The 24,303-nt window shown below is 46.6% G+C and carries 25 protein-coding genes, 1 tRNA gene and 1 other RNA gene; 15 read left to right on the top strand and 12 right to left on the bottom strand.

What is annotated here, in order from left to right; translation table 11 throughout:
• Positions 1-205 precede the first annotated feature (205 nt).
• From G4551_RS08900 to G4551_RS08910, 3 genes are all read right to left on the bottom strand, one after another.
• Complete coding sequence (locus tag G4551_RS08900) at positions 206-1,129, bottom strand: VirK/YbjX family protein (protein WP_003036056.1); 924 nt, start codon at positions 1,127-1,129, stop codon at positions 206-208.
• A gap of 937 nt (positions 1,130-2,066) precedes the next feature.
• Positions 2,067-2,981 carry an EamA family transporter RarD gene (gene rarD / locus G4551_RS08905; protein ID WP_003036060.1) on the bottom strand — a complete coding sequence of 305 codons (915 nt, stop codon included), beginning with the start codon at positions 2,979-2,981 and terminating at the stop codon, positions 2,067-2,069.
• A 567-nt stretch (positions 2,982-3,548) separates the two neighbouring features.
• Positions 3,549-3,866, bottom strand: a complete 318-nt coding sequence (locus G4551_RS08910) for a hypothetical protein (protein WP_127674221.1) — start codon at positions 3,864-3,866, stop codon at positions 3,549-3,551.
• On the opposite strand from G4551_RS08910, the gene G4551_RS23975 reads away from it, so the two are divergent.
• Positions 3,849-3,974, top strand: coding sequence for a hypothetical protein (locus G4551_RS23975; protein ID WP_232727526.1), 126 nt, complete (start codon positions 3,849-3,851; stop codon positions 3,972-3,974). The two genes, G4551_RS08910 and G4551_RS23975, sit on opposite strands and share 18 nt — an antisense overlap.
• A gap of 259 nt (positions 3,975-4,233) precedes the next feature.
• Here G4551_RS23975 and G4551_RS08915 read toward each other — a convergent pair.
• Positions 4,234-4,370, bottom strand: a non-coding RNA gene (locus tag G4551_RS08915) — RtT sRNA.
• A gap of 44 nt (positions 4,371-4,414) precedes the next feature.
• Positions 4,415-4,502: transfer RNA gene (locus tag G4551_RS08920), tRNA-Ser, on the bottom strand.
• Between the two features lie 236 nt (positions 4,503-4,738).
• On the opposite strand from G4551_RS08920, the gene ghrA reads away from it, so the two are divergent.
• From ghrA to G4551_RS08940, 4 genes are all read left to right on the top strand, one after another.
• A complete protein-coding gene (gene ghrA, locus G4551_RS08925) occupies positions 4,739-5,677 on the top strand; it encodes a glyoxylate/hydroxypyruvate reductase GhrA (RefSeq protein ID WP_003836802.1) in 939 nt (312 codons plus the stop codon).
• Between the two features lie 86 nt (positions 5,678-5,763).
• Entirely contained in the window at positions 5,764-6,501 is a 738-nt protein-coding gene (locus tag G4551_RS08930; RefSeq protein ID WP_003836800.1) for a phosphatase, read from the top strand.
• Between the two features lie 23 nt (positions 6,502-6,524).
• Entirely contained in the window at positions 6,525-7,079 is a 555-nt protein-coding gene (locus G4551_RS08935) for a TorD/DmsD family molecular chaperone (RefSeq protein WP_003836798.1), read from the top strand.
• A gap of 101 nt (positions 7,080-7,180) precedes the next feature.
• Positions 7,181-7,663: a DUF1097 domain-containing protein gene (locus tag G4551_RS08940; RefSeq protein ID WP_008320293.1), complete on the top strand. Its 483-nt coding sequence runs from the start codon at positions 7,181-7,183 to the stop codon at positions 7,661-7,663.
• A 46-nt stretch (positions 7,664-7,709) separates the two neighbouring features.
• Here G4551_RS08940 and csgG read toward each other — a convergent pair whose 3' ends face one another.
• Genes csgG through csgD form a run of 4 tightly spaced genes read right to left on the bottom strand, consistent with a single transcriptional unit; the run spans position 7,710 to position 10,055 of the window.
• Positions 7,710-8,543: a curli production assembly/transport protein CsgG gene (csgG, locus tag G4551_RS08945; RefSeq protein WP_003836796.1), complete on the bottom strand. Its 834-nt coding sequence runs from the start codon at positions 8,541-8,543 to the stop codon at positions 7,710-7,712.
• Between the two features lie 25 nt (positions 8,544-8,568).
• A complete protein-coding gene (gene csgF, locus G4551_RS08950; protein ID WP_003036084.1) occupies positions 8,569-8,982 on the bottom strand; it encodes a curli production assembly/transport protein CsgF in 414 nt (137 codons plus the stop codon).
• 25 nt (positions 8,983-9,007) lie between these two features.
• Entirely contained in the window at positions 9,008-9,400 is a 393-nt protein-coding gene (gene csgE, locus G4551_RS08955; protein ID WP_003036087.1) for a curli production assembly/transport protein CsgE, read from the bottom strand.
• 4 nt (positions 9,401-9,404) lie between these two features.
• Positions 9,405-10,055 (bottom strand): biofilm master transcriptional regulator CsgD, encoded by a 651-nt coding sequence (gene csgD / locus G4551_RS08960; RefSeq protein ID WP_003036091.1) that lies wholly within the window; start codon positions 10,053-10,055, stop codon positions 9,405-9,407.
• A 760-nt stretch (positions 10,056-10,815) separates the two neighbouring features.
• On the opposite strand from csgD, the gene csgB reads away from it, so the two are divergent.
• From csgB to G4551_RS08990, 6 genes are all read left to right on the top strand, one after another.
• Positions 10,816-11,274, top strand: a complete 459-nt coding sequence (csgB, locus tag G4551_RS08965) for a curli minor subunit CsgB (RefSeq protein ID WP_003036094.1) — start codon at positions 10,816-10,818, stop codon at positions 11,272-11,274.
• 40 nt (positions 11,275-11,314) lie between these two features.
• Positions 11,315-11,764 (top strand): curli major subunit CsgA, encoded by a 450-nt coding sequence (gene csgA, locus G4551_RS08970; RefSeq protein WP_003036098.1) that lies wholly within the window; start codon positions 11,315-11,317, stop codon positions 11,762-11,764.
• A 60-nt stretch (positions 11,765-11,824) separates the two neighbouring features.
• Complete coding sequence (csgC, locus tag G4551_RS08975) at positions 11,825-12,157, top strand: curli assembly chaperone CsgC (RefSeq protein WP_003836794.1); 333 nt, start codon at positions 11,825-11,827, stop codon at positions 12,155-12,157.
• Between the two features lie 152 nt (positions 12,158-12,309).
• Entirely contained in the window at positions 12,310-12,630 is a 321-nt protein-coding gene (locus G4551_RS08980) for a type 1 fimbrial protein (protein ID WP_003836793.1), read from the top strand.
• A 100-nt stretch (positions 12,631-12,730) separates the two neighbouring features.
• Positions 12,731-13,273 carry an O-acetyl-ADP-ribose deacetylase gene (gene ymdB, locus G4551_RS08985; RefSeq protein WP_003036110.1) on the top strand — a complete coding sequence of 181 codons (543 nt, stop codon included), beginning with the start codon at positions 12,731-12,733 and terminating at the stop codon, positions 13,271-13,273.
• Complete coding sequence (locus tag G4551_RS08990) at positions 13,209-14,696, top strand: phospholipase D family protein (protein WP_085951550.1); 1,488 nt, start codon at positions 13,209-13,211, stop codon at positions 14,694-14,696. The genes ymdB and G4551_RS08990 overlap by 65 nt, the downstream gene beginning before the upstream one ends.
• A 23-nt stretch (positions 14,697-14,719) precedes the next feature.
• Here the strand turns inward: G4551_RS08990 and mdoC are convergent, their stop codons facing one another.
• Positions 14,720-15,880, bottom strand: coding sequence for a glucans biosynthesis protein MdoC (gene mdoC / locus G4551_RS08995; protein ID WP_003836791.1), 1,161 nt, complete (start codon positions 15,878-15,880; stop codon positions 14,720-14,722).
• Between the two features lie 271 nt (positions 15,881-16,151).
• On the opposite strand from mdoC, the gene mdoG reads away from it, so the two are divergent.
• The 3 genes from mdoG to G4551_RS09010 all read left to right on the top strand — a co-directional run bounded on the left by mdoG (position 16,152) and on the right by G4551_RS09010 (position 20,512).
• A complete protein-coding gene (gene mdoG, locus G4551_RS09000) occupies positions 16,152-17,687 on the top strand; it encodes a glucans biosynthesis protein MdoG (protein WP_003836790.1) in 1,536 nt (511 codons plus the stop codon).
• Positions 17,680-20,208, top strand: coding sequence for a glucans biosynthesis glucosyltransferase MdoH (gene mdoH, locus G4551_RS09005; RefSeq protein ID WP_003036122.1), 2,529 nt, complete (start codon positions 17,680-17,682; stop codon positions 20,206-20,208). The genes mdoG and mdoH overlap by 8 nt, the downstream gene beginning before the upstream one ends.
• A 100-nt stretch (positions 20,209-20,308) precedes the next feature.
• Positions 20,309-20,512, top strand: coding sequence for a YceK/YidQ family lipoprotein (locus G4551_RS09010; RefSeq protein WP_003036125.1), 204 nt, complete (start codon positions 20,309-20,311; stop codon positions 20,510-20,512).
• Here the strand turns inward: G4551_RS09010 and G4551_RS09015 are convergent, their stop codons facing one another.
• Positions 20,513-20,890 carry a MysB family protein gene (locus G4551_RS09015; RefSeq protein ID WP_003836789.1) on the bottom strand — a complete coding sequence of 126 codons (378 nt, stop codon included), beginning with the start codon at positions 20,888-20,890 and terminating at the stop codon, positions 20,513-20,515.
• Between the two features lie 692 nt (positions 20,891-21,582).
• Here G4551_RS09015 and G4551_RS09020 point away from each other — a divergent pair.
• Entirely contained in the window at positions 21,583-22,914 is a 1,332-nt protein-coding gene (locus G4551_RS09020; protein WP_174435668.1) for a sensor domain-containing diguanylate cyclase, read from the top strand.
• A 63-nt stretch (positions 22,915-22,977) separates the two neighbouring features.
• On the opposite strand, the gene mdtG is transcribed toward G4551_RS09020, so the two are convergent.
• The gene (gene mdtG / locus G4551_RS09025; RefSeq protein ID WP_032941191.1) at positions 22,978-24,198 is read right to left on the bottom strand and encodes a multidrug efflux MFS transporter MdtG; all 1,221 of its coding nucleotides are present in this window, start codon (positions 24,196-24,198) and stop codon (positions 22,978-22,980) included.
• Between the last annotated feature and the right edge of the window lie 105 nt (positions 24,199-24,303).

Genomic DNA, 24,303 nt, shown 5'->3' on the forward strand with positions numbered 1-24,303 from the left:
TTTATGAACTGTGGAATAGAGAACACCTTATTTTAGACTCATGCGTTTATCCAGTGATGAATGCGTCTCGCGGATCAGCGACCCGTTGAGCTCACAGCACTCAGCGGACGTTCGTGTAATGGTTCGCCAACGCGGAACGATAGCTACGCTTTTATCGAGATGTCGCATTCATCAGCCAGTTTCTGAGCTGAGTTACGACATTATGTTACATCTGATTTTGCAGAAGAATCATGATTTCCTCATTAATATGATCCAACAGGTCATACCGTCTCCGGTATTCCGCGCGTTTTTTACTGGCAAGCTCATTAAATGACTTACGCTCTACATAAATTGGCAACTTATACCAATTACCGTATGGACGACCAGCAACTGATTCCCAAAAATCACTGTACAGGGCAACAAAGTATTTACGTTTCTTGTACCGGTATCGCCATTGCCTGAAAACATGGCTCTGTTCACTAACTGCTAAAATATTAGTGATATCACAGCAACGCATCAATGAACAAAGAACCTCAAAAACGATCCGCTTAGGGAATAGTCCATAGCAGGCTTTAGTAGCGTCACGAATAATGTCTGGGCCAATATTTTTTGGTGCCCCCTGCAGACCGCCAATAAATGCACAATGTCCTTTTTTTGACGGGATAACCGAGAAGGACAATCGGGCCACCGGGGTATTGTTAAAACTCAGAGATAACATCAGTTCTCCTTCACGATCAAAACCGCCTGAAGAACAGTGAATATCAAAATCCTCACCATTTTTTCCGGTGAAATGGACCAATAGCACATCTCTGTCGGGTAATAATAACGCCTGGTGTTTCACTGGTAAACTCTGGACAAAACGGTAGTGACCAATAATGTTTTTCCTTCGATTCCATGCCAGCCCTCCTTTATGTAAATAGGGACGATGAATTTTGGCTGGTAACGTAGGTTGCATCTCCAGAATCTTATCAATTGATTTAAGGGAATGTAATTCTTGATAATACCGAATACTGGAGACAGGACTTATCATAGATCGTAAAAGATACATGAGTCGAAATTTTTTGTTCTTCCATTTGCTATGCAAAGGGCCACGTGCCAATAGAATTTGGTTAAAGAAACTTAGATATGATGTATTTTTCATAAGTATCATTATTAATTCAGGGTGTTTAAATTTATTTACGTGCAAGGTGTAAATACTGGAATCTCTGACGCTGTTTTGTTAATGCGAAACATTTTGAAAATAAATTCATGTCTGACATGCCAGTTTTGTTGATAACCATTAGGCGCTCTCTCGTTCGCATATCCTGATGAAAACAAATTTTTTTTCATTCTACAGAGAAGAACATATATATTTGTTAAACAAAGTATACTTTACAAACATACCGATGTTCATTGAGTAAACTGGTAGGTTGACTTGTCAACCACATAACGAAGTAAATCATGTGATTCAGCGAGCCATGGGTGTTTGGAAAACGCACGACTTTGAACGTCAGGACAAATTTTGAACGATGACAGCTATCACAATTGGCTGTATTCCCGCGCAATACGCCGGTTTTCGTGGATTATTGTCAAATTGAATAACTTAAATTGGGATATACACATTCCTGACTTTCTTTCCGGATATAATGCCCAGTATATTTTTGGTAACCTTTTGTACTGAAAAGGAGTTTGCATTGTATGGTTATGAAACAGGCCCGCAAAACAATACCAAGGGGAACCTGATTCGCTGGCTGACGCACGAATAGGGTACTGCCGTTAAGAATATTTCCGGATACAGAGACTTTACCGATCGGCCGCAACATTCTCTGGTCACTCACGTTCTCAGAGAAATGCACTAGCTCGATGCCTGGTTGCAGTGCGGCAGTGTTCCGGGGGATTCACCGGTGATGAACAGCGCCAATCTGTATAAAGGTATCGGAAAAATTTTTTTGTCCGGCTTTAACCATGAACATGCAGTCAACTGTCCTGTGTACCTAAATGACGTGGTAATCTTGAATAAATAAACTCGAGTTGTTTACTCATTCATACCTGAGCGCGTGTTCCAGGGAAACGAATAAGCGTACTGAGTTTTATATTCTGCATGTACATCACCGTAAAGTGCCTGCAGGATGATTACTTTCAGACCGTGGAGGATTACGTCGGTAATGATAGTAAAGACTCTCAAATATACATAGCAACAATCCAAACCATACCGCTGAAAAACAAAATAGCTCGGAGTAATTAATAACTTCTCCAAATATAAGTATGGCAATGAGAAATTGCAAAGATGGTTCTATATACTGAGCAAGACCTGTCACAATAAGAGATGTACGATTTAGCGCTACTGCAAATAACACTAACGGAATTACTGTAACGGGAGCGGTTAATATATAAAGGAACAGAGAGATGTCAGATGATGTAGTTATACTCGAGCCAGTATAGATAAAGATGAAAAGAGCAACAGGTAGAGCCCAGAATGTTTCAAGCGTGATTGAGGTTATTGCATCGTAATGGATAAATTTTCGCGCCAGTCCGTACAATGCAAATGAAAACCCCATGATTAACGCTAGTGAAGGAAAACTGTTTGCGGAAATAATCTGATAGCCAAGACCACATACGCCGGATATTACTGCTATAAGTTGAAATAATGATGGTTTTTCTTTAAGAAAAATACAGCCAAGGCAAATGACAATAAGTGGGTTGATAAAATATCCCAGACTGGCGTCGAGTACCTTATGATTTGTTAATGCATAAATAAAAGCTGACCACGAAATTACCATTAGCAAGCCTGCTATCATGCAGGATATGAAGGAGGTTTTATCTTTCAGTAAATCGCGAAAAAACGTTCTCTTACGAAATAATAATCTTATTGGCAGTAATAGAGGTATAGACCAGAAAACTCTGTACATCAAAATTTCAGCGAGGGCTCCGCCAGATAGATATTGATAAAACAATGGGATCAGGCCCCATAATATAAATGCCAGAACAACAACTGCGGGTCCATTTCGCAGAAACTTTACCATTTATGTGTATCCTTGCTTGCCATACCGACATGTTCTTCTGAAGAGCATTGTCAACCCTTCACTCTGGCATGTACCTGCTCTTAAGAGAAACGTGTGCTGTTACAGTACTCAATCTCATTTACAGTCAGGGTGATATAAAAAACAAGGTGAAATTTATCATAATCGTATCTATAAAATGATGATAAAAATCAAGGGGAAGACTACTGATTTGTATTGCGGGCTGGATCATCTTTCAGACGTCTGACGGGGAGTATTTGCCTTTCCCTGATTTCCTCGTCAATATCAAATAAGCACTCGTCGCAGAATTCTGTATCGAGTGAGAGCCACTGTTCAAAGACGCTCCTTTTCTTATTACACCGTGCGCATCTCTTCATCACATCATCCTTTATGCTATTTCCCTGCCGAGCTTCCAGGACAAAAGGTGTTCGCTCCTAAATAAGACAGGAATTAGATTTATAAACAATCAGTTAAATTCGTTTTAGATATTGTGGCACAGGGACAATCATGCGGGATAATTCATTTTGCAGATCAATTTTTACGTAATCGATCGACGAAATCGATCGATGCTTACACCCCTGTATTACACACCATTCGTGATGCTGCCGGACTCACAACACCTGGCCAGCATTCCTTGCTTAAGCGCATCATTACCGGGTGCAATGCCGCGCTGGAATAAATTAAAGCGATGCTCCACCAGCTTGCTGATATCTCAGCACAACCGGGAGTATTGGCGGGCAAACTGCGCAGGACTAGGCAATGGATGATGGCTTCCGCTGCTGGTTGCTTGAGAAAGAGTAAACCGCTATGAAGGTCATTACCTGCAATCTGGACCGGAGGATCTGGCGTGATTTGTTGAAGATATCCGGCATGATAAGTCTCATGCATGCCGCTACCAGCGATAAGTGGAGCAGAAACCTTGAGCGGGGCGATATCCCCGCCAGGCTGTGCAATATGCGAAAAAAAAGCCCGTACTTGCGTACGAGCTCTTCTTAAAATATGGCGGTGAGGCGGGGATTGACTCGCTTCGCTCGCCCTGCGGGCAGCCTGTTCGCTATGCTCTCAGTCTGTCCAACTGGCTGCGCCGCTACTCGGCCCATCCCTGGGCCTCGCCCCTACGGGGCCAGCGCAGGCGCTGTTCAAAATTGCTCCTGGCAATTTTGTGTCGAACCCCGGTCGGGGCTTCTCATACCCGCCATGCTGTGCAACATACGAAAAAAAAGCCCGTACTTGCGTACGAGCTCTTTTTTAAATATGGCGGTGAGGCGGGGATTGACTCGCTTCGCTCGCCCTGCGGGCAGCCTGTTCGCTGCGCTCTCAGTCTGTCCAACTGGCTGCGCCAGTAGTCGAACCCCGGTCCGGGCTTCTCATCCCCGCCAGGCTGTGCAATATGCGAAAAAAAAGCCCGTACTTGCGTACGAGCTCTTCTTAAAATATGGCGGTGAGGCGGGGATTCGAACCCCGGATACGTTGCCGTATACACACTTTCCAGGCGTGCTCCTTCAGCCACTCGGACACCTCACCATATTGTTGTTCCTGTGCTACCGGAACGGGCGCTAATGTAGGGGAAACACCGCCCCGTCGTCAATCAACTTTTTGAAAAAAATGTGCATTTACACAAACTTCAAGCAACATGGAGCATAAATAAGCGGGAATTGTTTTTTTTGCCAGCATCCTAAAATTTGCTACTCTGATGTTCCCTCGGAAAATGATGATAATAAGTGCGAGAAAGTTCCGCACAACAATGTTCAGGAGATAATGTGGATATAATTTTCTATCACCCAACATTCGATACGACCTGGTGGATTAATGCGTTGGCAAAGGCAATACCTGGTGCAAACGTACGTGAGTGGAAAGCGGGTGATAATGCACATGCTGACTATGCGCTGGTCTGGCATCCGCCGGTTGAAATGCTCGCAGGACGAAAATTAAAAGCCGTATTTGCGCTGGGCGCGGGCGTCGATTCTATTCTCAGTAAACTCAATGCTCATCCGGAAATGTTGGATGCGTCGATCCCGCTTTTCCGTCTGGAAGATACGGGTATGGGCCTGCAAATGCAGGAATATGCGGTTAGTCAGGTGCTGCACTGGTTTCGTCGCTTTGATGATTATCAGGCATTGAAAAATCAGGCGAAATGGCAACCGTTGCCAGAATATACTCGTGAGGAGTTTACCGTCGGGATCATGGGGGCAGGTGTATTGGGCGCAAAAGTTGCCGAAAGCCTGCAAGCATGGGGATTCCCACTGCGCTGCTGGAGCCGTTCGCGTAAATCCTGGTCTGGCGTGGAAAGCTTCGCCGGTACTGAGGAACTGGGCGCGTTTTTGAGCCAAACTCGTGTGCTTATCAACCTCCTGCCTAATACGGCAGAAACCGTAGGTATTATTAACGCTGATTTACTTAGCCAATTGCTGGATGGCGCCTACGTGCTGAACCTGGCGCGTGGTGTTCATCTCAATGAAGACGATCTTCTGGCATCGCTGGACAGCGGCAAGGTGAAAGGTGCCATGCTGGATGTCTATAGCCGTGAACCGCTGCCGGAAACCAGTCCTCTGTGGAAACATCCGCGTGTGGCAATGACGCCGCATATTGCCGCGGTAACGCGACCAGCAGAGGCAGTGGACTATATTTCCCGCACGATTTTGGACCTGGAGAATGGGAAATCCGTAACGGGTCAGGTCGATCGCGTTCGGGGATACTAATGCTAACCCGGCGGATGCCGGGTTTCAGCTAATAAATAGCGGCGATACCTGCTATCCTTGACGAAAAATGACTACAGGAGAGAGTTATGTATCCCGTTGACCTGCATATGCATACCGTCGCCAGCACCCACGCCTACAGCACCTTAAGTGATTACATCGCTGAAGCCCGTCGCAAAGGCATCAAGCTGTTTGCTATTACCGATCATGGACCGGACATGGCGGACGCGCCTCACCACTGGCACTTTATCAATATGCGTATTTGGCCACGTGTTGTAGATGGCGTAGGGATCCTGCGCGGCATTGAGGCGAATATTAAGAATATTGAAGGCGAAATTGACTGTTCAGGTCCGATGTTTACCTCTCTGGACCTCATTATTGCGGGCTTCCATGAGCCAGTTTTTGCACCTCACGATAAAGAAACCAATACCCAGGCAATGATAGCCACGATGGCCAGCGGTAATGTGCACATCATTAGCCATCCGGGAAATCCCAAGTATCCGGTTGATATTACTGCAATTGCCCAAGCGGCGGCAAAGTACCAGGTTGCACTGGAAATCAATAACTCTTCGTTTTTGCATTCGCGTAAGGGCAGTGAGGATAATTGTCGTGCGGTTGCTGCGGCTGTGCGCGATGCTGGCGGCTGGGTGGCGTTAGGGTCGGATTCACATACTGCTTTCACGCTGGGAGAATTTGGCGAATGCCGTAAAATCCTGGATGATGTTAATTTCCCTGAAGACAGAATTTTAAACGTCACACCTAAACGCCTGTTGGCGTTTCTGGAATCGCGAGGCATGGAGCCGATCGCGGAATTTGCTGAACTGTAATTGTTACTAACTGGAATATATCAATGAACGAGTTTTCTATCCTGTGTCGTGTACTGGGCTCGCTGTTTTATCGCCAACCGCAGGACCCTTTACTGGTTCCCCTGTTTACCTTAATTAGTGAAGGTAAACTGTCCGCCAACTGGCCGCTGGAACAGGACGAACTGCTCACTCGTCTGCAGAAGAGCTGCGATATGCCCCAACTGGCTGCAGATTACAACGCGCTGTTTGTCGGTGAAGAGTGTGCTGTGCCGCCTTATCGTAGCGCCTGGGTAGAAGGGGCGAAAGAATCGGATGTTCGTGCATTTCTTTCTGCCCGCGGCATGCCGCTGGCAGATACGCCGGCAGATCACATTGGTACGCTGTTGCTGGCGGCTTCATGGCTTGAAGACCAGTCTGCGGAAGATGAAAGTGAGGCGCTTGAAACCTTGTTTGTAGACTACCTGCTGCCCTGGTGTGGTACGTTCCTTGGCAAAGTTGAGGCGCACGCAAACACGCCGTTCTGGCGTACCATGGCGCCGCTAACACGTGATGCTATTAGTGCAATGTGGGACGAATTGCAGGAAGATACTGACGAATAAATGTGATTTAAATCACTTTAAACTGCAACGCAAATTATATGCTTGCATAAATTGTGTGCACGATCTCATTCCTATGTCGTTTTTCTGCTAAGATACGCGGCATGAACATACTTCTCTCAATTGCAATCACAACGGGCATTCTCTCTGGGATCTGGGGATGGGTGGCCGTTTCTCTTGGCTTACTCAGTTGGGCTGGCTTTCTGGGGTGCACGGCCTATTTCGCCTGCCCGCAAGGTGGGCTAAAAGGACTGTGGATCTCGGCGTGTACGCTGCTAAGCGGTGTGGTGTGGGCGTTGGTGATTATTAACGGTAGCGCGCTTGCCCCGCATATGGACATTATTGGTTATGTCATGACGGGAATTGTCGCGTTTCTGATGTGTATCCAGGCAAAGCAATGGTTGCTTTCATTTGTACCGGGCACGTTTATTGGCGCATGTGCAACATTTGCAGGGCAGGGCGACTGGCGACTGGTTGTACCTTCACTGGTACTGGGCCTGGTATTCGGCTATGCGATGAAAAACAGTGGCCTGTGGCTGGCGTCTCGCCGTGAAAATCGAATATCGCCGACGCTGACCAGTAAATAAAAAAGCGTGAGGGTTTTCCTCACGCTTTTTATGCAGTAAAGATCCATCAGGATTCTGGCGGTACCGACATATGGCGGTATTTAACCAGAATGTCATTATCAACTTGTTTCTTATCCTGCAAATCCCACAATCCGCGATCGATGCCGTCATTAATTAAGAAGATAACGCCTGTTTCAATCGCTGACATCAGACAAAGCATAACCGGTTCGTTAGAGGTGTAGCCAATTTCACCTTCCAACAGACGCTGGTAGTCAATAAAGCGGAACACTCCAGCCTGTACTTCATAAGACAAAATGGTTTTACTGGTGTTCACTGACGACAGGATCTCACCGGTGCTGACGTTAACTACGCGCAGGTTTACCGCTATCTGGTCGAGCTGGTATTGCGTATCGGCGCCAATACCGAAATAACGCGCACCGACACCACCCGATTTAACGTTGCTTTCATAACCGATAATTGACCCTTCCACCATGACGTTTGCCGCGATCAGGGACTGTAGCGGGATCCGGTTATTAATCGCAACCGTACCGTTTTCCTGAGCCGCACGAATGATTTTACGTTCGTTCAGCAAGTTCTGTAGCCCCTGACGTTCCAGAGGGACGAACCAACGAGAATCTTTCAATGCGGTGACAAGCATAGCCGTGGCGCTTTGCGGGACGGCGGTAGAGAAGTTACTTGCCGGGTAAGGTTTAAATTGGCCAGTCTCATCCTGAATGTTGTATACCGACACAAAGATCTTACCTGTAGGCATAGGCAGATGTGTCAAATCTTTATAGCTTTGGGCCCGGGGCATTAATGTCGGCTTAGCGGCTTCTTGAGGCGGAGCTGTTAAACATCCGCTGAGTAAAATTACTGCCACCATGATAAGTAAGCGCTGCATGATTTTTTCCTTTCGTGGCTATAATTTAGAAATCGGTCGACTGATTTTGTAAACCCGACACTTCAATAGTCGACGTTCTCCCCGTTTTCCTGTCCGTGACATTCAGTTGCAGTTGCCCATCCCGGTTGGCGATATCAACGATAAAATCGCTGGTTACCATCCTCCCCGGTTTACCGGTATTGATATTGGTGAGCAAGCCACCGAGTATTTGCGACTGTATTGCCTGGGTAAAGTTATCCAGTGCTGATGGGGTTTCAATCCCGTAATCGCCAGCACTCGGATCCTTATACGAGTTTTGCGCCTGAGCGCTGTTCAGTAAAAAAGAGCCGTTGTTTGGGTTGCCACCAAAGTTAGGGTTGCGGAACTGGAACGTCATATTTCCGGCCCAACTTAATGGTGAAATCAGCATGAGCAAAACCACTGCATGTTTGACACGCATGAAAGCCTCCGGACTAAATCATGTTTTAGAATTCATCGCGCGCTAAATCGCTCGTACTTAATAGCGTTTGATCTATTTGCCGACGATTTAATGCTTCCTCAGTTTCTGCCAATGCGAAGACCACAATTTTGTCGAAGTCTCTTTTCGTCGGGAATAAAAAAGTCTGGAAGATAACGTCCTGATTGACAGTTATGGTGATCCAACTTCCCCAACGTGCACTGGGCCTTTCATTAATGGTTAAGTTTCCTGTGTACTTACTTTCCCACTTGTCACTAAAGGCACGATAAAAATCATGGCCAATGGAAGAGACAGTGTGGTCAGTCAACAGTCCGGGAACCTCCACCTCTACAGCAGCGTGTAGATTCCCGGCAGCAAGGAACAAATTTGCTGCCACAATCCAGGACAAATAGCTTTTCATGGCTTTATCGCCTGAGGTTATCATTGGCCCACGAGACCGCCTGCGTACGATTTTTGACAGCTATCTTTTTGAAAAGATTATAAAGATGTGTTTTAACCGTATTTTCACTAATAAATAGTGAACGCGCGATTTCAATATTTGAGGCGCCAATACGCAGTTTATTAAGGATCTCTTTTTCACGGTGCGTAAGTAATGCCGACTCCGTGCTGTTATAGCGGTAGTTCCCGGAATGCGTGATCAGGTAGCTGGCGAGCTTTTGTGAAAAGTAGCATTCGCCACGCAACACACCTTGCAATCCGCTGACGACACGCTGCTCATCTTCCGTTGCGTAGAATACGCCATTGATATGCGGCCAGTTTTCAATATCCCGATAAGGATAATCATCTGGGGTATTCAACAATAACGTCTTTATATTGTTGTTTTTTCTGCTCAAATTATCTTGCCAGTAATGGATCAGTTTTTTGTCTGCCTCCATCATGTCCAGTAGAACAATGCAGCTGGAGGAAATATCATCCAGAGAACGTTGAATATTATGTAGTTTTCCGGTTAACGCCAGCGATTGTTTTAAATGCTGTAATAACGCAGTTGCCTGCAGGGATGGTTTAGTGATCAACAATAATGTATGACCATGAATACTATGGACTTCATTAAACATGATGAAACTCCACTTTTTTAGTCGCACACCTGACAGCTGTCTCTACTAAAATAGAGGCACCAGAAGTACTGACAGATGTTGCACTGCTGTGTAGAAATAAAATATCGACCCAACGGGGTGAAAATATTAAAACAAATGGACTTCAACTGATTTCAATCTAGCTATTACAAATCTTAAAGCAAGTGTTAAACATGTTACAGAATGTAAATTTATATATTAAAATGTGATTTTTGGGTTTTTTAGAAGTTTAGATTTGATAGTAAAGTTGTACATTTTGGCGATACTGCATAGATTTAAAAAATCATACAAATTATAATATGGTATTGATTATTAAGAGTTAAATTTATGCTTAGATGGTTTTTGATTTCTAATAAATTCCGATCTTTTCGTCTTACTTTAAGTTGGACAATTTTAGATAGAAAAAAATGACGCTTGTCACGACTTGTACTGCTAACTATCGAAGTACCTCGCTACGAGGCCCAGAAAACGCGGAAAACGCGTTTTTTTGTTACTGCATAGAAATTCATTCACTGGGTTAAAAAAGAAATGAAATCCAGAGCTGTAACGGTATTGTTCGCTGTTAATTAGTACTTTGGGGTGAATCTGAATATAAAAATACAACTGGCGGGTGAGTTATTTAAAATGTTTCCGCAGACATACTCTTCATCGTAACGTGGCGTTAACAAATGTAAGTCATGTTAACAACAATTTGAGTGGTAATTAATTTAACTTCATGTACGACCAGGTCCAGGGTGACAACATGAAAAACAAGTTGTTATTTATGATGTTTACAATGCTGGGTGTGCCTGGGATTGCAGCCGCGACTACAAGTTATGATTTAGCTAATTCAGAATATAACTTTGCGGTAAATGAATTAAGTAAGTCTTCATTTAATCAGGCAGCCATTATTGGTCAGGTTGGCACTGCGAACAGTGCAAATACCCGCCAGGGGGGCTCGAAGTTATTGTCAGTCATTTCGCAAGAAGGTTCTGGTAATCGAGCGAAAACAGACCAGACGGGATCATATAACTTTGCATATATTGATCAAACGGGTAGTTCCAATGATGCGAGTATTAAACAAGGTTCATACGGTAATACGGCGGTAATTATCCAGAAAGGCTCTGGTAATAAAGCCAATATTACCCAGTACGGTACACAAAAAACAGCAGTTGTGGTGCAGAGACAGTCGCAAATGGCAATTCGCGTGACTCAACGCTAATCCATTAACGACGTTTAAATCAATCCGATGGGGGTTTACCATGAAACTTTTAAAAGTGGCAGCATTCGCAGCAATCGTAGTTTCTGGCAGTGCTCTGGCTGGTGTTGTTCCGCAATGGGGCGGAAATCATCATGGTGGTGGCAGTAATTATGGCCCAGACTCTTCACTGAGTATCTACCAATATGGGTCAAACAACTCTGCAAATGCTCTGCAAAGTGATGCGCGTAAATCAGATGTCACCATCACACAACACGGGCGTGGCAACGGAGCTGTTGTTGGCCAGGGTGCTGATGACAGTACCATTAGCCTGAAACAGACCGGCTTCCAGAACAGTGCCACTATCGATCAGTGGAATGCAAAAAATGCTGATATTAGCGTGACCCAGTTCGGTGGCCGCAACGGTGCGTTGGTTAATCAGACAGCCTCTGACTCCAATGTGCTGATTCAGCAGGTTGGCTTTGGTAACAACGCTACAGCTAACCAACACTAATTCAGTTTTCTGACTGATAATAAACAGGGCGTGAGCCCTGTTTTTTTTCGGGAGAATATGATGCATACGCTATTACTCATTGCCGCGCTGGCAAATCAAATAACATTCAATACAACTCAGCAAGGTGATATGTACACCATTATTCCTCAGGTGACGTTAACTCAACCGTGCGTATGTGAGGTACAAGTCCTTGCCATACGTAAAGGGCCCGGGGGACAAAGCCAATCGCAGCAGAAAACAAGCCTTTCGGTCCCCGCTAATCGGCCGATTGAATTAACTAAACTGAGTTTTAATATTTCACCTGAGGATTCGGTCAAAATTATCGTTACCGTTTCGGATGGGCAGTCTCTGCATCTGTCTCAGCAATGGCCAGATTCAAACGGTCACCCGTGATTTTTTTGCTGTATTTGCATTAAGGGTGTGGCTGGGAATGCACTGCTGTTCTATGAATATAGAGACGTTTGAACGTTTTAATTTGATCGTTAATCACAGCGGCGAAGGATCATTTCGATCCCTCAAGGATGGCTAATCATTGAGGAACCCTTATGTGTACATTATTAAAGCGTTTTTTAAGTATCAGCTTGTGCAGCATTTCTCTTTTTACCCTCCCCGCAATGGCGCAACAAATCTCAACCGGCGGGGTTATTCATTTTCGCGGTGCAATAGTTGAATCACCTTGCGATGTTAACGCTCGGCAGCAGCAAATTGAATTGTCATGTATGCGCGACGGCACCACCCGTAATAGTCTCTACAATCAGCAACAGGTCGCGACTGCCCCTCAAAATGTGCAGCAAATTGCCACAGTCAAAATGCACTATCTCAATGAACAGAAAAACATGGCAATTCTTAACATTGAATATAAATGAATCATTCCGGCGTACATATGCACACGTTTGGTTAAAAAGTGAGATTTCGGGGAAAACCCTGCTGTACACTTAACAAATAGTGTTTGGTCAGGGGGAACTTATGCAATCACGTGTTCATGTGTTACATGGCGATATTACGACGATCGCTGTTGATGTGATTGTCAATGCGGCGAATCCATCGCTATTGGGCGGAGGTGGCGTCGATGGAGCGATTCATCGCGCTGCAGGGCCTGCGTTGCTGGCGGCCTGCAAACAGGTTATCCAGCAACAGGGCGAATGCCCAACCGGTCATGCGGTTATCACCCTGGCGGGAAACTTACCCGCCAGGGCAGTAATCCACACTGTGGGGCCCGTATGGCAGGGTGGCGATCATCATGAAGCTGAACGCCTCGAAGAGGCTTACTTTAATAGCTTGCAATTGGCCTTAGCCAATGGCTATCAGTCCATTGCTTTTCCAGCAATAAGCACCGGTGCTTATGGTTACCCCCGCGCTGCAGCGGCAGAGATCGCGGTGAAAACGGTGTTGAAATTTATCACCCGACGTACGCTTCCCGATCAAATATACTTCGTGTGCTTTGATGAAGAAAACGCTCGGCTATACAAGAGATTACTTACCCAGCAAGGCGATGAACGCACGGACTAATATGACGCGACTTGAGCGTGCCATCACGCCACTTTGTGAAAACCACCCGGGAGAATGCGGCATTCTGACGTTGGATGACAGCCTGGATGCATTTGCTGCTCGCTATCGGTTGACGGAAATGGCGGAACGTACCCTGGATGTTCAGTATTACATCTGGGAAAGCGACATGTCCGGGCTATTGCTATTTTCCGTTTTGCTGGCCGCGGCGAAGCGGGGCGTCCGGGTGCGTTTGTTGCTGGATGATAACAACACGCCAGGTCTGGATGATACGCTGCGTTTGCTGGACAATCACCCTAATATAGAAATCCGTCTGTTTAATCCCTTTTCCTTTCGTATCCTGCGTGCACTAGGCTATTTAACCGATTTTGCCCGGTTGAATCGACGTATGCACAATAAAAGTTATACCGCTGACGGCGTCGTAACTCTCGTGGGCGGGCGAAATATCGGCGATGCCTATTTTGGCACAGGCGAACAACCGCTGTTTTCCGATCTGGATGTTATGGCTATCGGGCCGGTGGTCCAGGATGTTGCTGACGACTTTGAGCGTTACTGGCACTGCCGCTCGGTTTCAACATTGCAAAATGTACTTGAGGTGGCTGAGCCAGCTTCAACGCAAAAAATCGAACTTCCAGAATCCTGGTATAACGATGACATCACGCGTCGCTATCTACATAAGCTGGAAACCAGCCAGTTTATGACCCACCTCGATCAGAGATCACTACCGCTGATTTGGGCGAGAACTCGCTTGCTGAGTGATGATCCCGCAAAAGGAGAGGGGAAAGCGCCGCGCCACTCACTATTACCGCAGCGTTTGTTTGACGTGATGGGATCTCCCACCGAGCGTATTGATATTATTTCCGCCTATTTTGTACCAACTCGCGCCGGTGTGGCGCAGCTCCTGAGACTGGTGAGAAAAGGCGTTAAGATCGCGATTTTAACTAATTCTCTGGCGGCGAATGATGTCGCAGTAGTTCACGCAGGCTATGCACGCTGGCGAAAAAAGCTCTTGTGCTACGGTGTGGAGTTATACGAGCTCAAACCAACCCGCGATCGCGTTTCAGCAGTACATGACCGGGGATTAACCGGTAATTCAGGCTCCAGCCTGCATGCGAAAACCTTCAGTATTGACGGTCGTAAAGTGTTTATCGGCTCGCTTAATTTTGATCCCCGTTCAACGCTGCTCAATACGGAAATGGGGTTTGTGATTGAGAGTGAAGTACTGGCCGAGTTGATTCATAAACGTTTTATGCAAAGCCAGCGTGAAATGGCCTGGCAACTACGTCTTGATCGGTGGGGAAGAATCAATTGGGTCGACAGACTTTCTGGCAGTGAACAGGTACTGAAAAAAGAACCCGCCACAGGATTCTGGAAGCGGGTTCTGGTAAAGCTGGCGTCCGTGTTACCCATTGAGTGGTTGCTCTGAACCACACAATGATTGACGGAAAACTAACCGGCCACGGCCTTGTTTTTATCCTGCCTGACGGGTGGTTTACCCGAAAAGAGAAACTTCAGCACCGGGATCCGTAAATGGATTTCGTACAGTATTACCGCAATCCCGACTACAAACAGTAGACCGCAGAGAAAACCCAGCAAATTCGACTTGATATGCGGTGTGATGTAAGCGCCAAAAAACAGCGTTAACGGATGATGCACCAGATAGATAAACAGAGATGCGTTGACAAAATAGGTTACGCGGGCTGACTGGAAATTCAGCAAACGGTGACCAAGTGAAAAGACGACGTTCACCATCCACAGGCCCATGACCATGGTAATAACATATTCGGTTTCATACATCCAGGCATCGCCGTTGCCGTAACGTTGATTGAGCAGGTATGCGACAAATGCGCATGCGGCGCCCAGCGTGCAGCCGCGCGATGGCGTGGTAAACAGCGCTTTCAGATTAGGATTGATAAACGCCAGCGCACCGAGCATAAAGAAAGGCACATAAAACAACGTTTGCATAACGATAAAATTAAACATGCCATCGCTGAGAATCGAAGGGTAGAGGATGAAAATCGTTCTTCTGACGGCGGCATAACCGAAACCCAGCACTGCAAAAATCAGCGTTAACTTCGTCATTGACACCGCAGGCGCGCTGCCGACGTCTCTTTGCGTCAATCTGTGTTTCATCTGGGTAAACACCCACATGCTCAGGGTCGTTAACACCACGAGAACCAGTAAAAACCACAGATGGGAAATCAGCTCCCAGGCCAGCGCGTTGTATTTATCGTAGCCGCTGAGGGTATGCCAGCTGTCTGCTTTCCCTTTCACGTATTGCAGCATGATAAATTGCGGCAGCGTAAGCAGTGGAATCGCGGTCAGCATAGGGATCCCCACGCGTTCTACACGCACTTTCCACCAGCGCTTTAACGGATAGCGTAGAAATAGCATGTAGGAAAAATAACCCGAAATGACAAAGAAGACTTGCATGCGAAAAGCATGGATAAAGTCATTGAACAAGGTCAACCACCACGATGGTTCTGCGCTGTTCACGTGCCATATGTGGGTGGAGTAGATCAATGAAATATGAAACGGGATCCCTAACAACATTAGCCAGGCACGGATGGAGTCAAGAAAATATTCGCGTGGTGGTGATACAGAGCTCATAGACAGTTATGTATTCTCAGACTTTTCGTCTTATCCCTAAGACGAATAATGGTTACATTCGAGGGCAACCCTACACGAAGTCTAACAACCTGTCTCCAGGATAAGCACGCAAAGTGAAAACAGGCAGACGAACCTGCTTAAACCATGAGCCAGCGCGCGAACAATACAGGGATTCAGTTGTCGGAATACCCGATTATCCATTAAAATGGATCGGATCAATATAAGCACACAAAGGGGGAAGTGCTTACTAATTATGAAACATAAACTACAAATGATGAAAATGCGTTGGTTGGGTGCAGCAGTCATGTTAACGCTGTACACATCATCAAGCTGGGCATTCAGCATTGATGATGTTGCAAAACAAGCTCAATCCTTAGCCGATAAAGGCTATGAGGCGCCAAAAAGTAACTTGCCCTCCGTTTTCCGCGACATGAAATATGCGGATTATCAGCAGATCCAGTTTAATCGCGATAAAGCCTACTGGAGCAATCTCAAGACCCCATTTAAGCTCGAGTTCTACCACCAGGGTATGTACTTCGACACGCCGGTCAAAATCAACGAAGTGACCGCTACTGCGGTGAAAAGAATCAAATACAGCCCGGATTACTTTAATTTCGGCGATGTTCAGCATGATAAAGACACGGTAAAAGATCTCGGTTTCGCCGGGTTCAAAGTGCTGTATCCGATCAACAGCAAAGATAAAAACGACGAAATCGTCAGCATGCTCGGTGCCAGCTATTTCCGTGTTCTGGGTGCAGGCCAGGTCTACGGCCTTTCTGCGCGCGGTCTCGCGATTGATACCGCTCTGCCTTCTGGTGAAGAATTTCCCCGCTTTCGTGAGTTTTGGATCGAGCGTCCGAAACCAACTGATAAACGTCTAACTATTTATGCCTTACTGGATTCTCCGCGTGCTACAGGAGCGTATCGCTTTGTCATCATTCCTGGTCGTGACACGGTAGTCGATGTTCAGTCCAAAGTTTATCTGCGCGACAAAGTAGGCAAACTTGGCGTGGCACCGTTAACCAGTATGTTCCTGTATGGACCGAACCAGCCTTCTCCGACGACTAACTATCGTCCAGAACTGCATGACTCTAACGGTTTGTCCATCCACGCTGGTAACGGCGAATGGATTTGGCGTCCGCTGAATAACCCGAAACATCTCGCGGTGAGCAGCTTTGCTATGGAAAATCCGCAAGGTTTCGGTCTGTTGCAGCGTGGCCGTCAGTTCTCGCGTTTTGAAGACATCGACGATCGTTACGATCTGCGCCCGAGCGCCTGGATCACGCCAAAAGGCGATTGGGGCAAAGGTAAGATTGAGTTAGTTGAAATTCCAACTAACGATGAAACGAACGATAACATCGTTGCGTACTGGACCCCGGATCAGCTGCCTGAAGCCGGTAAAGAAATGAACTTTAAATATACCCTGACGTTCACGCGTGATGAAGACAAGCTTCATGCGCCTGATAACGCCTGGGTACAGCAGACACGTCGTTCTACCGGTGATGTTAAACAGTCCAATCTCATTCGTCAGCCTGACGGTACCATCGCGTTTGTGGTGGACTTTTCCGGCACCGATATGAAAAAGCTGCCGCAGGATACGCCGGTTACTGCACAAACCAGTATTGGTGACAACGGTGAAATCGTTGAAAACACCGTGCGCTACAACCCGGTCACTAAAGGTTGGCGTTTGGTATTGCGCGTGAAAGTGAAAGACGTGAAGAAAACCACTGAAATGCGTGCTGCCCTGGTCAATGCAGATCAGACGCTGAGTGAAACCTGGAGCTACCAGTTACCTGCCAATGAATAAGACAACTGAGTATATTGACGCAATGCCGCTTTCGGATATCGAAAAAGCGGCACTGCCGAAAACTGACATCCGCGCCGTTCATCAGGCGCTGGATGCTGAGCATCGTACGTACTCGCGCGAAGATGATTCACCGCAGGGTTCTGTAAAAGCTCGTCTTGAGCAAGCATGGCCGGATTCTCTGGCTAAAGAGCAGTTGGTTAAGGACGATGAGGGGCGCGATCAGTTACAGGCGATGCCAAAAGCAACACGTACCTCTATGTTCCCCGATCCCTGGCGTACCAACCCGGTTGGGCGTTTTTGGGATCGTCTGCGTGGGCGTGATGTGACACCGCGTTATCTTTCGCGTTTGACGAAAGAAGAACAAGAGAGCGAGCAAAAATGGCGTACCGTAGGCACCATCCGCCGCTATACGCTGTTGATCTTAACGCTGGCGCAAACGGTCGTTGCAACCTGGTATATGAAGACGATCCTTCCTTATCAGGGGTGGGCATTCATTAATCCTGCAGACATGATGGGGCAGGATTTGTGGGTCTCCTTTATGCAACTGCTGCCCTACATGCTCCAGACCGGCATTCTTATTTTGTTTGCCGTACTTTTCTGTTGGGTATCAGCGGGGTTCTGGACCGCGCTGATGGGCTTCCTGCAATTGCTGATTGGACGGGATAAGTACAGTATCTCGGCCTCAACGGTCGGGGATGAACCGTTGAATCCTGAACACCGTACGGCGTTGATTATGCCTATCTGTAACGAGGACGTTGATCGCGTATTCGCGGGACTTCGCGCCACGTGGGAGTCGGTCAAAGCAACGGGCAACGCTGAGCATTTCGATGTTTACATTCTGAGCGACAGCTACAATCCTGATATCTGCGTGGCAGAACAAAAAGCGTGGATGGAGCTGATTGCCGAAGTGCAGGGCGAAGGACAGATTTTCTACCGCCGTCGTCGTCGTCGCGTGAAGCGTAAAAGCGGCAACATTGATGACTTCTGCCGTCGCTGGGGAAATCAGTACAGCTACATGGTTGTGCTGGATGCGGATTCAGTGATGAGCGGTGACTGTCTGAGCGGCCTGGTGCGCCTGATGGAAGCGAATCCGAATGCCGGGATTATCCAGTCTTCACCGAAGGCTTCCGGTATGGATACGCTGTATGCGCGCTGCCAACAGTTTGCGACCCGTGTTTATGGGCCGCTGTTTACTGCCGGGCTTCACTTCTGGCAGTTAGGCGAATCACACTACTGGGGCCATAACGCGATTATTCGCGTGAAGCCGTTTATCGAGCACTGTGCGCTCGCGCCGTTACCGGGCGAAGGTTCGTTTGCGGGATCGATTCTCTCCCATGACTTCGTGGAAGCGGCCTTGATGCGTCGCGCTGGCTGGGGCGTGTGGATTGCTTACGATCTCCCGGGCTCTTATGAAGAGCTACCGCCGAACCTGCTGGATGAACTCAAGCGTGACCGTCGCTGGTGCCACGGCAACTTGATGAACTTCCGTCTGTTCCTGGTTAAGGGGATGCACCCGGTTCACCGTGCGGTGTTCCTGACTGGTGTGATGTCCTATCTGTCCGCGCCGCTGTGGTTTATGTTCCTCGCGCTCTCTACCGCATTGCAGGTGGTACATGCGTTGACGGAACCGCAGTACTTCCTGCAACCGCGTCAGCTATTCCCGGTATGGCCGCAATGGCGACCTGAACTGGCGATCGCGCTGTTTGCTTCAACGATGGTGCTGTTGTTCCTGCCGAAGTTGCTGAGTATTTTGCTCATCTGGTGTAAAGGGACGAAAGAGTACGGCGGGTTTATCCGCGTTACGCTGTCGCTGCTGCTGGAGGTTCTGTTCTCCGTGCTGCTGGCACCGGTGCGCATGCTGTTCCATACCGTCTTCGTCGTGAGCGCTTTCCTCGGTTGGGAAGTGGTGTGGAATTCGCCGCAGCGCGATGACGATTCCACCCCATGGGGTGAAGCGTTTATGCGTCACGGTTCTCAGTTACTGTTGGGGCTGGTGTGGGCTGTGGGTATGGCCTGGCTGGATCTGCGTTTCCTGTTCTGGCTGGCACCGATTGTCTTCTCGCTGATCCTGTCGCCGTTTGTTTCAGTGATTTCCAGCCGTTCCACGGTGGGGTTACGTACCAAGCGCTGGAAGCTGTTCCTGATCCCGGAAGAGTATTCCCCGCCGCAGGTGCTGGTGGATACCGATACTTATCTGGTGATGAACCGTAAACGTACGCTGGACGATGGCTTTATGCATGCGGTGTTTAACCCGTCGTTTAACGCACTGGCCACGGCCATGGCGACTGCACGCCACCGCGCCAGCAACGTGCTGGAGATTGCACGCGATCGTCATGTGGAACAGGCGCTGAACGAAACGCCGGAGAAACTGAATCGCGATCGCCGCCTTGTATTGTTGAGCGATCCGGTGACCATGGCACGTTTACATTATCGCGTCTGGAATTCACCTGATAAGTATTCTTCGTGGGTGAACTACTATCAGGGATTGACTCTGAACCCGTTGGCGCTCAGGAAAAAATAAGCGTTCTGTAACGTGAAAATACCGGCCTGGTGCCGGTATTTTTTTATATTGAATAGAATGAGTCGTGAGGTAGCAGGTGCGAATATTGGCTGTAGGAATAATGATCTTCTTCCTGAGCGGATGCGGCAGCATTATTAGTCGTACCATCCCAGGGCAAGGACACGGAAATCAATACTATCCTGGCGTGCAATGGGATGTTCGGGACTCGGCATGGCGCTACGTCACTATCCTCGATCTGCCTTTTTCGCTAGTGTTTGATACGTTGCTGCTCCCGCTCGATATTCATCATGGACCTTACGAGTAACTATCGCTCATCCCATTCATCGGCTGCGGTCTGCCCCTCTTCGGTATCAAGGGGAGGTTCCAACTGGAATTCACCTTCATCCCATTCGTGAAGCGTATTTTCTTCCTGCCACTCCTGGCGAATTTCAATTTCATCATAGTCGCCATCAAAAACGCTCTGAGCCGCTTCTCCGTTCAGCATTGGTAGACATTCACCATCTACATCATCCTCGTCAGCAAAGAATTCCGCCTGCCACATAATGTCGCCATCCTGTAGCACGTATTTTTGGATGCTTAGCTGTTGAACGCTGGCATCGTCTGACTCAAGGTCAGGGTTATCAGCCAGAAACACTTCACGAGCCGCATCAATAGCCTCTTCCAACGTGGCATAAAAATTCATGTCATTCTTTGCCATATTTCTTCTCCTAAGGCGAACAATAAAGGGGGATGATTCAATCTATAGACGGCGATCCGCAGAGCGTCAAACCCGTTAGCTGCGTGGCTAACTCAATCAGATGATTACTGCCTGCAATGCCAACGAGAGCAGGTGAAAGTAACTTCGGTAGTTTATGAAAAAATTTACATTGGCAGATACTGAAGCCTACGTAATATCAGGAAAAAAATTCAAGAAAAAAGAGTAATGTATGTGGTTTGCAATGCAGTAATGAAAATCAAATAAATAAAATCTGGCGTTATATTAGAAAATCTTCAGTTTTAAACACTATTTTTTATGTGTTTTAGAGGGGGAATGCGAGCGCTTATGAATTAATATTGCATAACTCAATCAAAGTAAAGGAGAAAATTAATGCCCAATACGGAAGTGTTGCAGAGGTAATCAATGAAAGTGGCTAAACTTAGTGGTGTCTCTGGAAGTGACAAAGTGTCTTTTGTGTATAGAGGTTGTGAATGGTGTGAGTGATACTAAAATAGTATACATAATAAAATATTATTAATGACAAAGGTTATAAATCTATAAGAAACCATTAAATAAGAAATGAATTAATGTTATTGAAATTGTGCGGGTATAATAGTTTGCAAAATCTTATGCTTTATTATATAAAATGCAAAATTAAGAATTACCTTAAGGTTGTTATGGATAACTATAATTCAAATAATGGAAGGTTAATGGCTTTCTATATAATCTGTTTGGCTAGCTATGTTCTTGGTGGTTTGTGTCTTACACAATTTAAATTAACGATGCAAAGTGTCCCACAAACTGTATATCTGATTATAATTGTAGGGTTGTTCTTTTTATATGGAATAATTTTCCTGTTTATGTTATTTCAGTATCTTTGTAGAAAAGATCTCACCTGCCTTATGATATTAGGCATGGCGTTTCTTGGCAATAACATATTTTTCGTCGAGACTATCTACATCGTTCAGGACTTGATTAATGATCATGCATCAATCGAAAAAAGAACTAACGATATAGCTATATTCTATTACTTTCGGCAGATTAGTTTCATCGCTCTGCTATTTGTTTCATTGAAATCTTATAAAATATCATCGACAGTTATTGAAACCAAAGAAAGAGAACCTTGCTATATCGTTCTGTCATTTTTAATTATGCTAGTGATCGCGGTGATGGCGCACACTCTGGCCAGTTACAACCCTAATTTTACACTCGAGATAACAAGCCTGAAGCCTGATAATGTCACGGTGCACTGGCATATTGGGTACATTTATTCGCTTATTGTATCCTGGGGACTGGTCCTGTTGTATTTAATCATTAAAACCAAAACGCACAACATCTTGTGGAAAAGTATAGGGCTACTGTGTTGCTCAGCAATATTGACCAATGTACTACTTCTGAGCCTGGATGAATATAGCATGTATATTTGGTATGTTAGCCGGGGGATTGAGGTGATAAGTGCCCTGTGTATAATCTCAATACTGATGTACAACACCTTCATCATCTTAAAAAAAGAAAGGGACTCAGCTATTAAAGACGCAATGACTAAAATATATAATCGTAAATTATTCTATAAGTCATTAAAATCATCCTTAGCAAAAGGTGAAGTGTGTGTAATGGTTCTGGATATTGATAAATTCAAGCGGATTAACGATACCTACGGTCATCAGGAAGGTGACAGAGTAATAATCAGCATTGTCGATATTATCAATAAATCAATCAGAGATACGGATATTTTTGCCAGAGTAGGTGGCGAAGAATTTGCGATCCTTCTTAAGTGTAACGATCAAGATGAGGCAATTGTTGTTGCAGAACGAATTAGGCGAAATGTCGAGAATGGTACGACAATACCAAATTCATATGATTTAAAAGAAAAAATGACGATAAGTATCGGTGTATATTGCAGTAAAATTGATGATGAATCAGCGGATAAAGTTGTTTCATATGCTGATGCCGCTTTGTATGAAGCCAAAAATTCTGGCAGAAATAAGGTGTGTTACTATTATCATTAAGACTGAAATATATGTCATGTGAGATAATTTTTTATTCTGAACCTGCGAATATAAATATATAAATCATCCCGCGACCTCTGTACTCCGACGACGGCGCAGGCTATTCCACGAGTACAGGGCGTTGAACAGTACAACTCCTGCGGTCACACAGAATACAGCACGAAAACCGTAGTTGGCGGATATCGCTGCCCCCATTAGAGGCCCTGTTACGTTACCAATGTCGCGAAATGACTGGTTATAACTGAAAATACGTCCAGCTATTTGATTAGTCGAGTTATAGACCAGCAGCGTTTGTACCGCAGGGAGCAGGGCGCCGTCGGCCGCCCCCAATAAAAAGCGCAGAATACCAAGCTGCCAGGGCGTCTGGACAAATGACATTGGAATTAGCAGTAACACGGAAACGATCAGCGCGACGATCAGGATCTTCTCCGGGCCAATCCGATCGCCTAATTTGCCAAGTTTAGGGGCGCTGATTAATGCCGCAACGCCGGGGACTGAGGCTATCATCCCACTGATAAACGCAATATTGCTGACGTTACCAGCCAACTCTCGAACGTACAGTGTCAGTATTGGCGCGATAGAACCGGTGGCTACCTGAATGATCAAAGTGGTGACAAACAGGCTCAGCACCAGTTTGGGGTTCCTTAAAGAGGCCACGACTTCACGAATGTGCAGCATTTCCTTCTTGCTCACCGGCTGGAAACGCTCGCGGATAAAAAATAGCGTCAGGATGAAGCAGACCAACAGCACGCTGGCGGTGATGAAAAATACGGGACGCAGTCCGTACTGATCCGCGAGGAGGCCGCCCGCTAGCGGCCCGAGCAGTGCGCCACTAACGCCACCGGTGGAAAGCGTTCCCAGTGCCCAGCCGCTTTTATTGCGTGGAACCTGGGTGGCGATCAGTGCATTCGCATTGGGGATGAATCCACCAAGCAGCCCCAACAAGGCGCGCAGGATCAAGAACTGCCAGATATTTTGCGCCAGTCCCATCAGCAGCATCACAACAGCCATACCCAACGCAGAGCGTAGCAGCATGATTTTTCGCCCCTTGCGATCGGCAAGGCCACCCCAGAAAGGAGAGGCGATGGCGGAAAAAAGAAAGGTGATGCTGAAGACCAGGCCTGACCACATATTCAGTGCGCTATGTCCCGTGACGCCGAGACTCTCGACGTAAAGTGGCAAAAAGGGCATGACCAGGCTAAATGCTGAGCCGGTTAAAAAACAACCTAACCAGGCAACAGTGAGGTTGCGTTTCCAGTTTATGGGAGCATCTGAGGGTGACATAGCGTTCCGCAGTGTGGCGCGCTGTTTGCGCTATCGATTGAATATAAGTAAGCAGGCTAATTATGCGCCTGGTTGATAGTTGCTGCAATGCGGATAGCAGTTAAA

It is taken from the genome of Citrobacter freundii ATCC 8090 = MTCC 1658 = NBRC 12681, from assembly GCF_011064845.1.
GTDB classification, from domain to species: domain Bacteria; phylum Pseudomonadota; class Gammaproteobacteria; order Enterobacterales; family Enterobacteriaceae; genus Citrobacter; species Citrobacter freundii.

Excerpts from the sequence above, each read along its gene's own strand:
- csgG (WP_003836796.1), bottom strand. The coding sequence starts at position 8,543 with ATGCAGCGCTTACTTATCATGGTGGCAGTAATTTTACTCAGCGGATGT.
- G4551_RS08980 (WP_003836793.1), top strand. The coding sequence starts at position 12,310 with ATGTGTACATTATTAAAGCGTTTTTTAAGTATCAGCTTGTGCAGCATT.
- csgB (WP_003036094.1), top strand. The coding sequence starts at position 10,816 with ATGAAAAACAAGTTGTTATTTATGATGTTTACAATGCTGGGTGTGCCT.
- mdoC (WP_003836791.1), bottom strand. The coding sequence starts at position 15,880 with ATGAGCTCTGTATCACCACCACGCGAATATTTTCTTGACTCCATCCGT.
- G4551_RS08940 (WP_008320293.1), top strand. The coding sequence starts at position 7,181 with ATGAACATACTTCTCTCAATTGCAATCACAACGGGCATTCTCTCTGGG.
- csgC (WP_003836794.1), top strand. The coding sequence starts at position 11,825 with ATGCATACGCTATTACTCATTGCCGCGCTGGCAAATCAAATAACATTC.
- mdtG (WP_032941191.1), bottom strand. The coding sequence starts at position 24,198 with ATGTCACCCTCAGATGCTCCCATAAACTGGAAACGCAACCTCACTGTT.
- rarD (WP_003036060.1), bottom strand. The coding sequence starts at position 2,981 with ATGGTAAAGTTTCTGCGAAATGGACCCGCAGTTGTTGTTCTGGCATTT.
- G4551_RS08900 (WP_003036056.1), bottom strand. The coding sequence starts at position 1,129 with ATGATACTTATGAAAAATACATCATATCTAAGTTTCTTTAACCAAATT.
- ymdB (WP_003036110.1), top strand. The coding sequence starts at position 12,731 with ATGCAATCACGTGTTCATGTGTTACATGGCGATATTACGACGATCGCT.
- G4551_RS09020 (WP_174435668.1), top strand. The coding sequence starts at position 21,583 with ATGGATAACTATAATTCAAATAATGGAAGGTTAATGGCTTTCTATATA.
- csgA (WP_003036098.1), top strand. The coding sequence starts at position 11,315 with ATGAAACTTTTAAAAGTGGCAGCATTCGCAGCAATCGTAGTTTCTGGC.
- G4551_RS08910 (WP_127674221.1), bottom strand. The coding sequence starts at position 3,866 with ATGCATGAGACTTATCATGCCGGATATCTTCAACAAATCACGCCAGAT.
- G4551_RS08935 (WP_003836798.1), top strand. The coding sequence starts at position 6,525 with ATGAACGAGTTTTCTATCCTGTGTCGTGTACTGGGCTCGCTGTTTTAT.
- csgD (WP_003036091.1), bottom strand. The coding sequence starts at position 10,055 with ATGTTTAATGAAGTCCATAGTATTCATGGTCATACATTATTGTTGATC.
- G4551_RS08930 (WP_003836800.1), top strand. The coding sequence starts at position 5,764 with ATGTATCCCGTTGACCTGCATATGCATACCGTCGCCAGCACCCACGCC.
- G4551_RS09015 (WP_003836789.1), bottom strand. The coding sequence starts at position 20,890 with ATGAATTTTTATGCCACGTTGGAAGAGGCTATTGATGCGGCTCGTGAA.
- G4551_RS08990 (WP_085951550.1), top strand. The coding sequence starts at position 13,209 with ATGAAGAAAACGCTCGGCTATACAAGAGATTACTTACCCAGCAAGGCG.
- mdoG (WP_003836790.1), top strand. The coding sequence starts at position 16,152 with ATGATGAAAATGCGTTGGTTGGGTGCAGCAGTCATGTTAACGCTGTAC.
- G4551_RS23975 (WP_232727526.1), top strand. The coding sequence starts at position 3,849 with ATGATAAGTCTCATGCATGCCGCTACCAGCGATAAGTGGAGCAGAAAC.
- G4551_RS09010 (WP_003036125.1), top strand. The coding sequence starts at position 20,309 with ATGATCTTCTTCCTGAGCGGATGCGGCAGCATTATTAGTCGTACCATC.
- csgE (WP_003036087.1), bottom strand. The coding sequence starts at position 9,400 with ATGAAAAGCTATTTGTCCTGGATTGTGGCAGCAAATTTGTTCCTTGCT.
- mdoH (WP_003036122.1), top strand. The coding sequence starts at position 17,680 with ATGAATAAGACAACTGAGTATATTGACGCAATGCCGCTTTCGGATATC.
- csgF (WP_003036084.1), bottom strand. The coding sequence starts at position 8,982 with ATGCGTGTCAAACATGCAGTGGTTTTGCTCATGCTGATTTCACCATTA.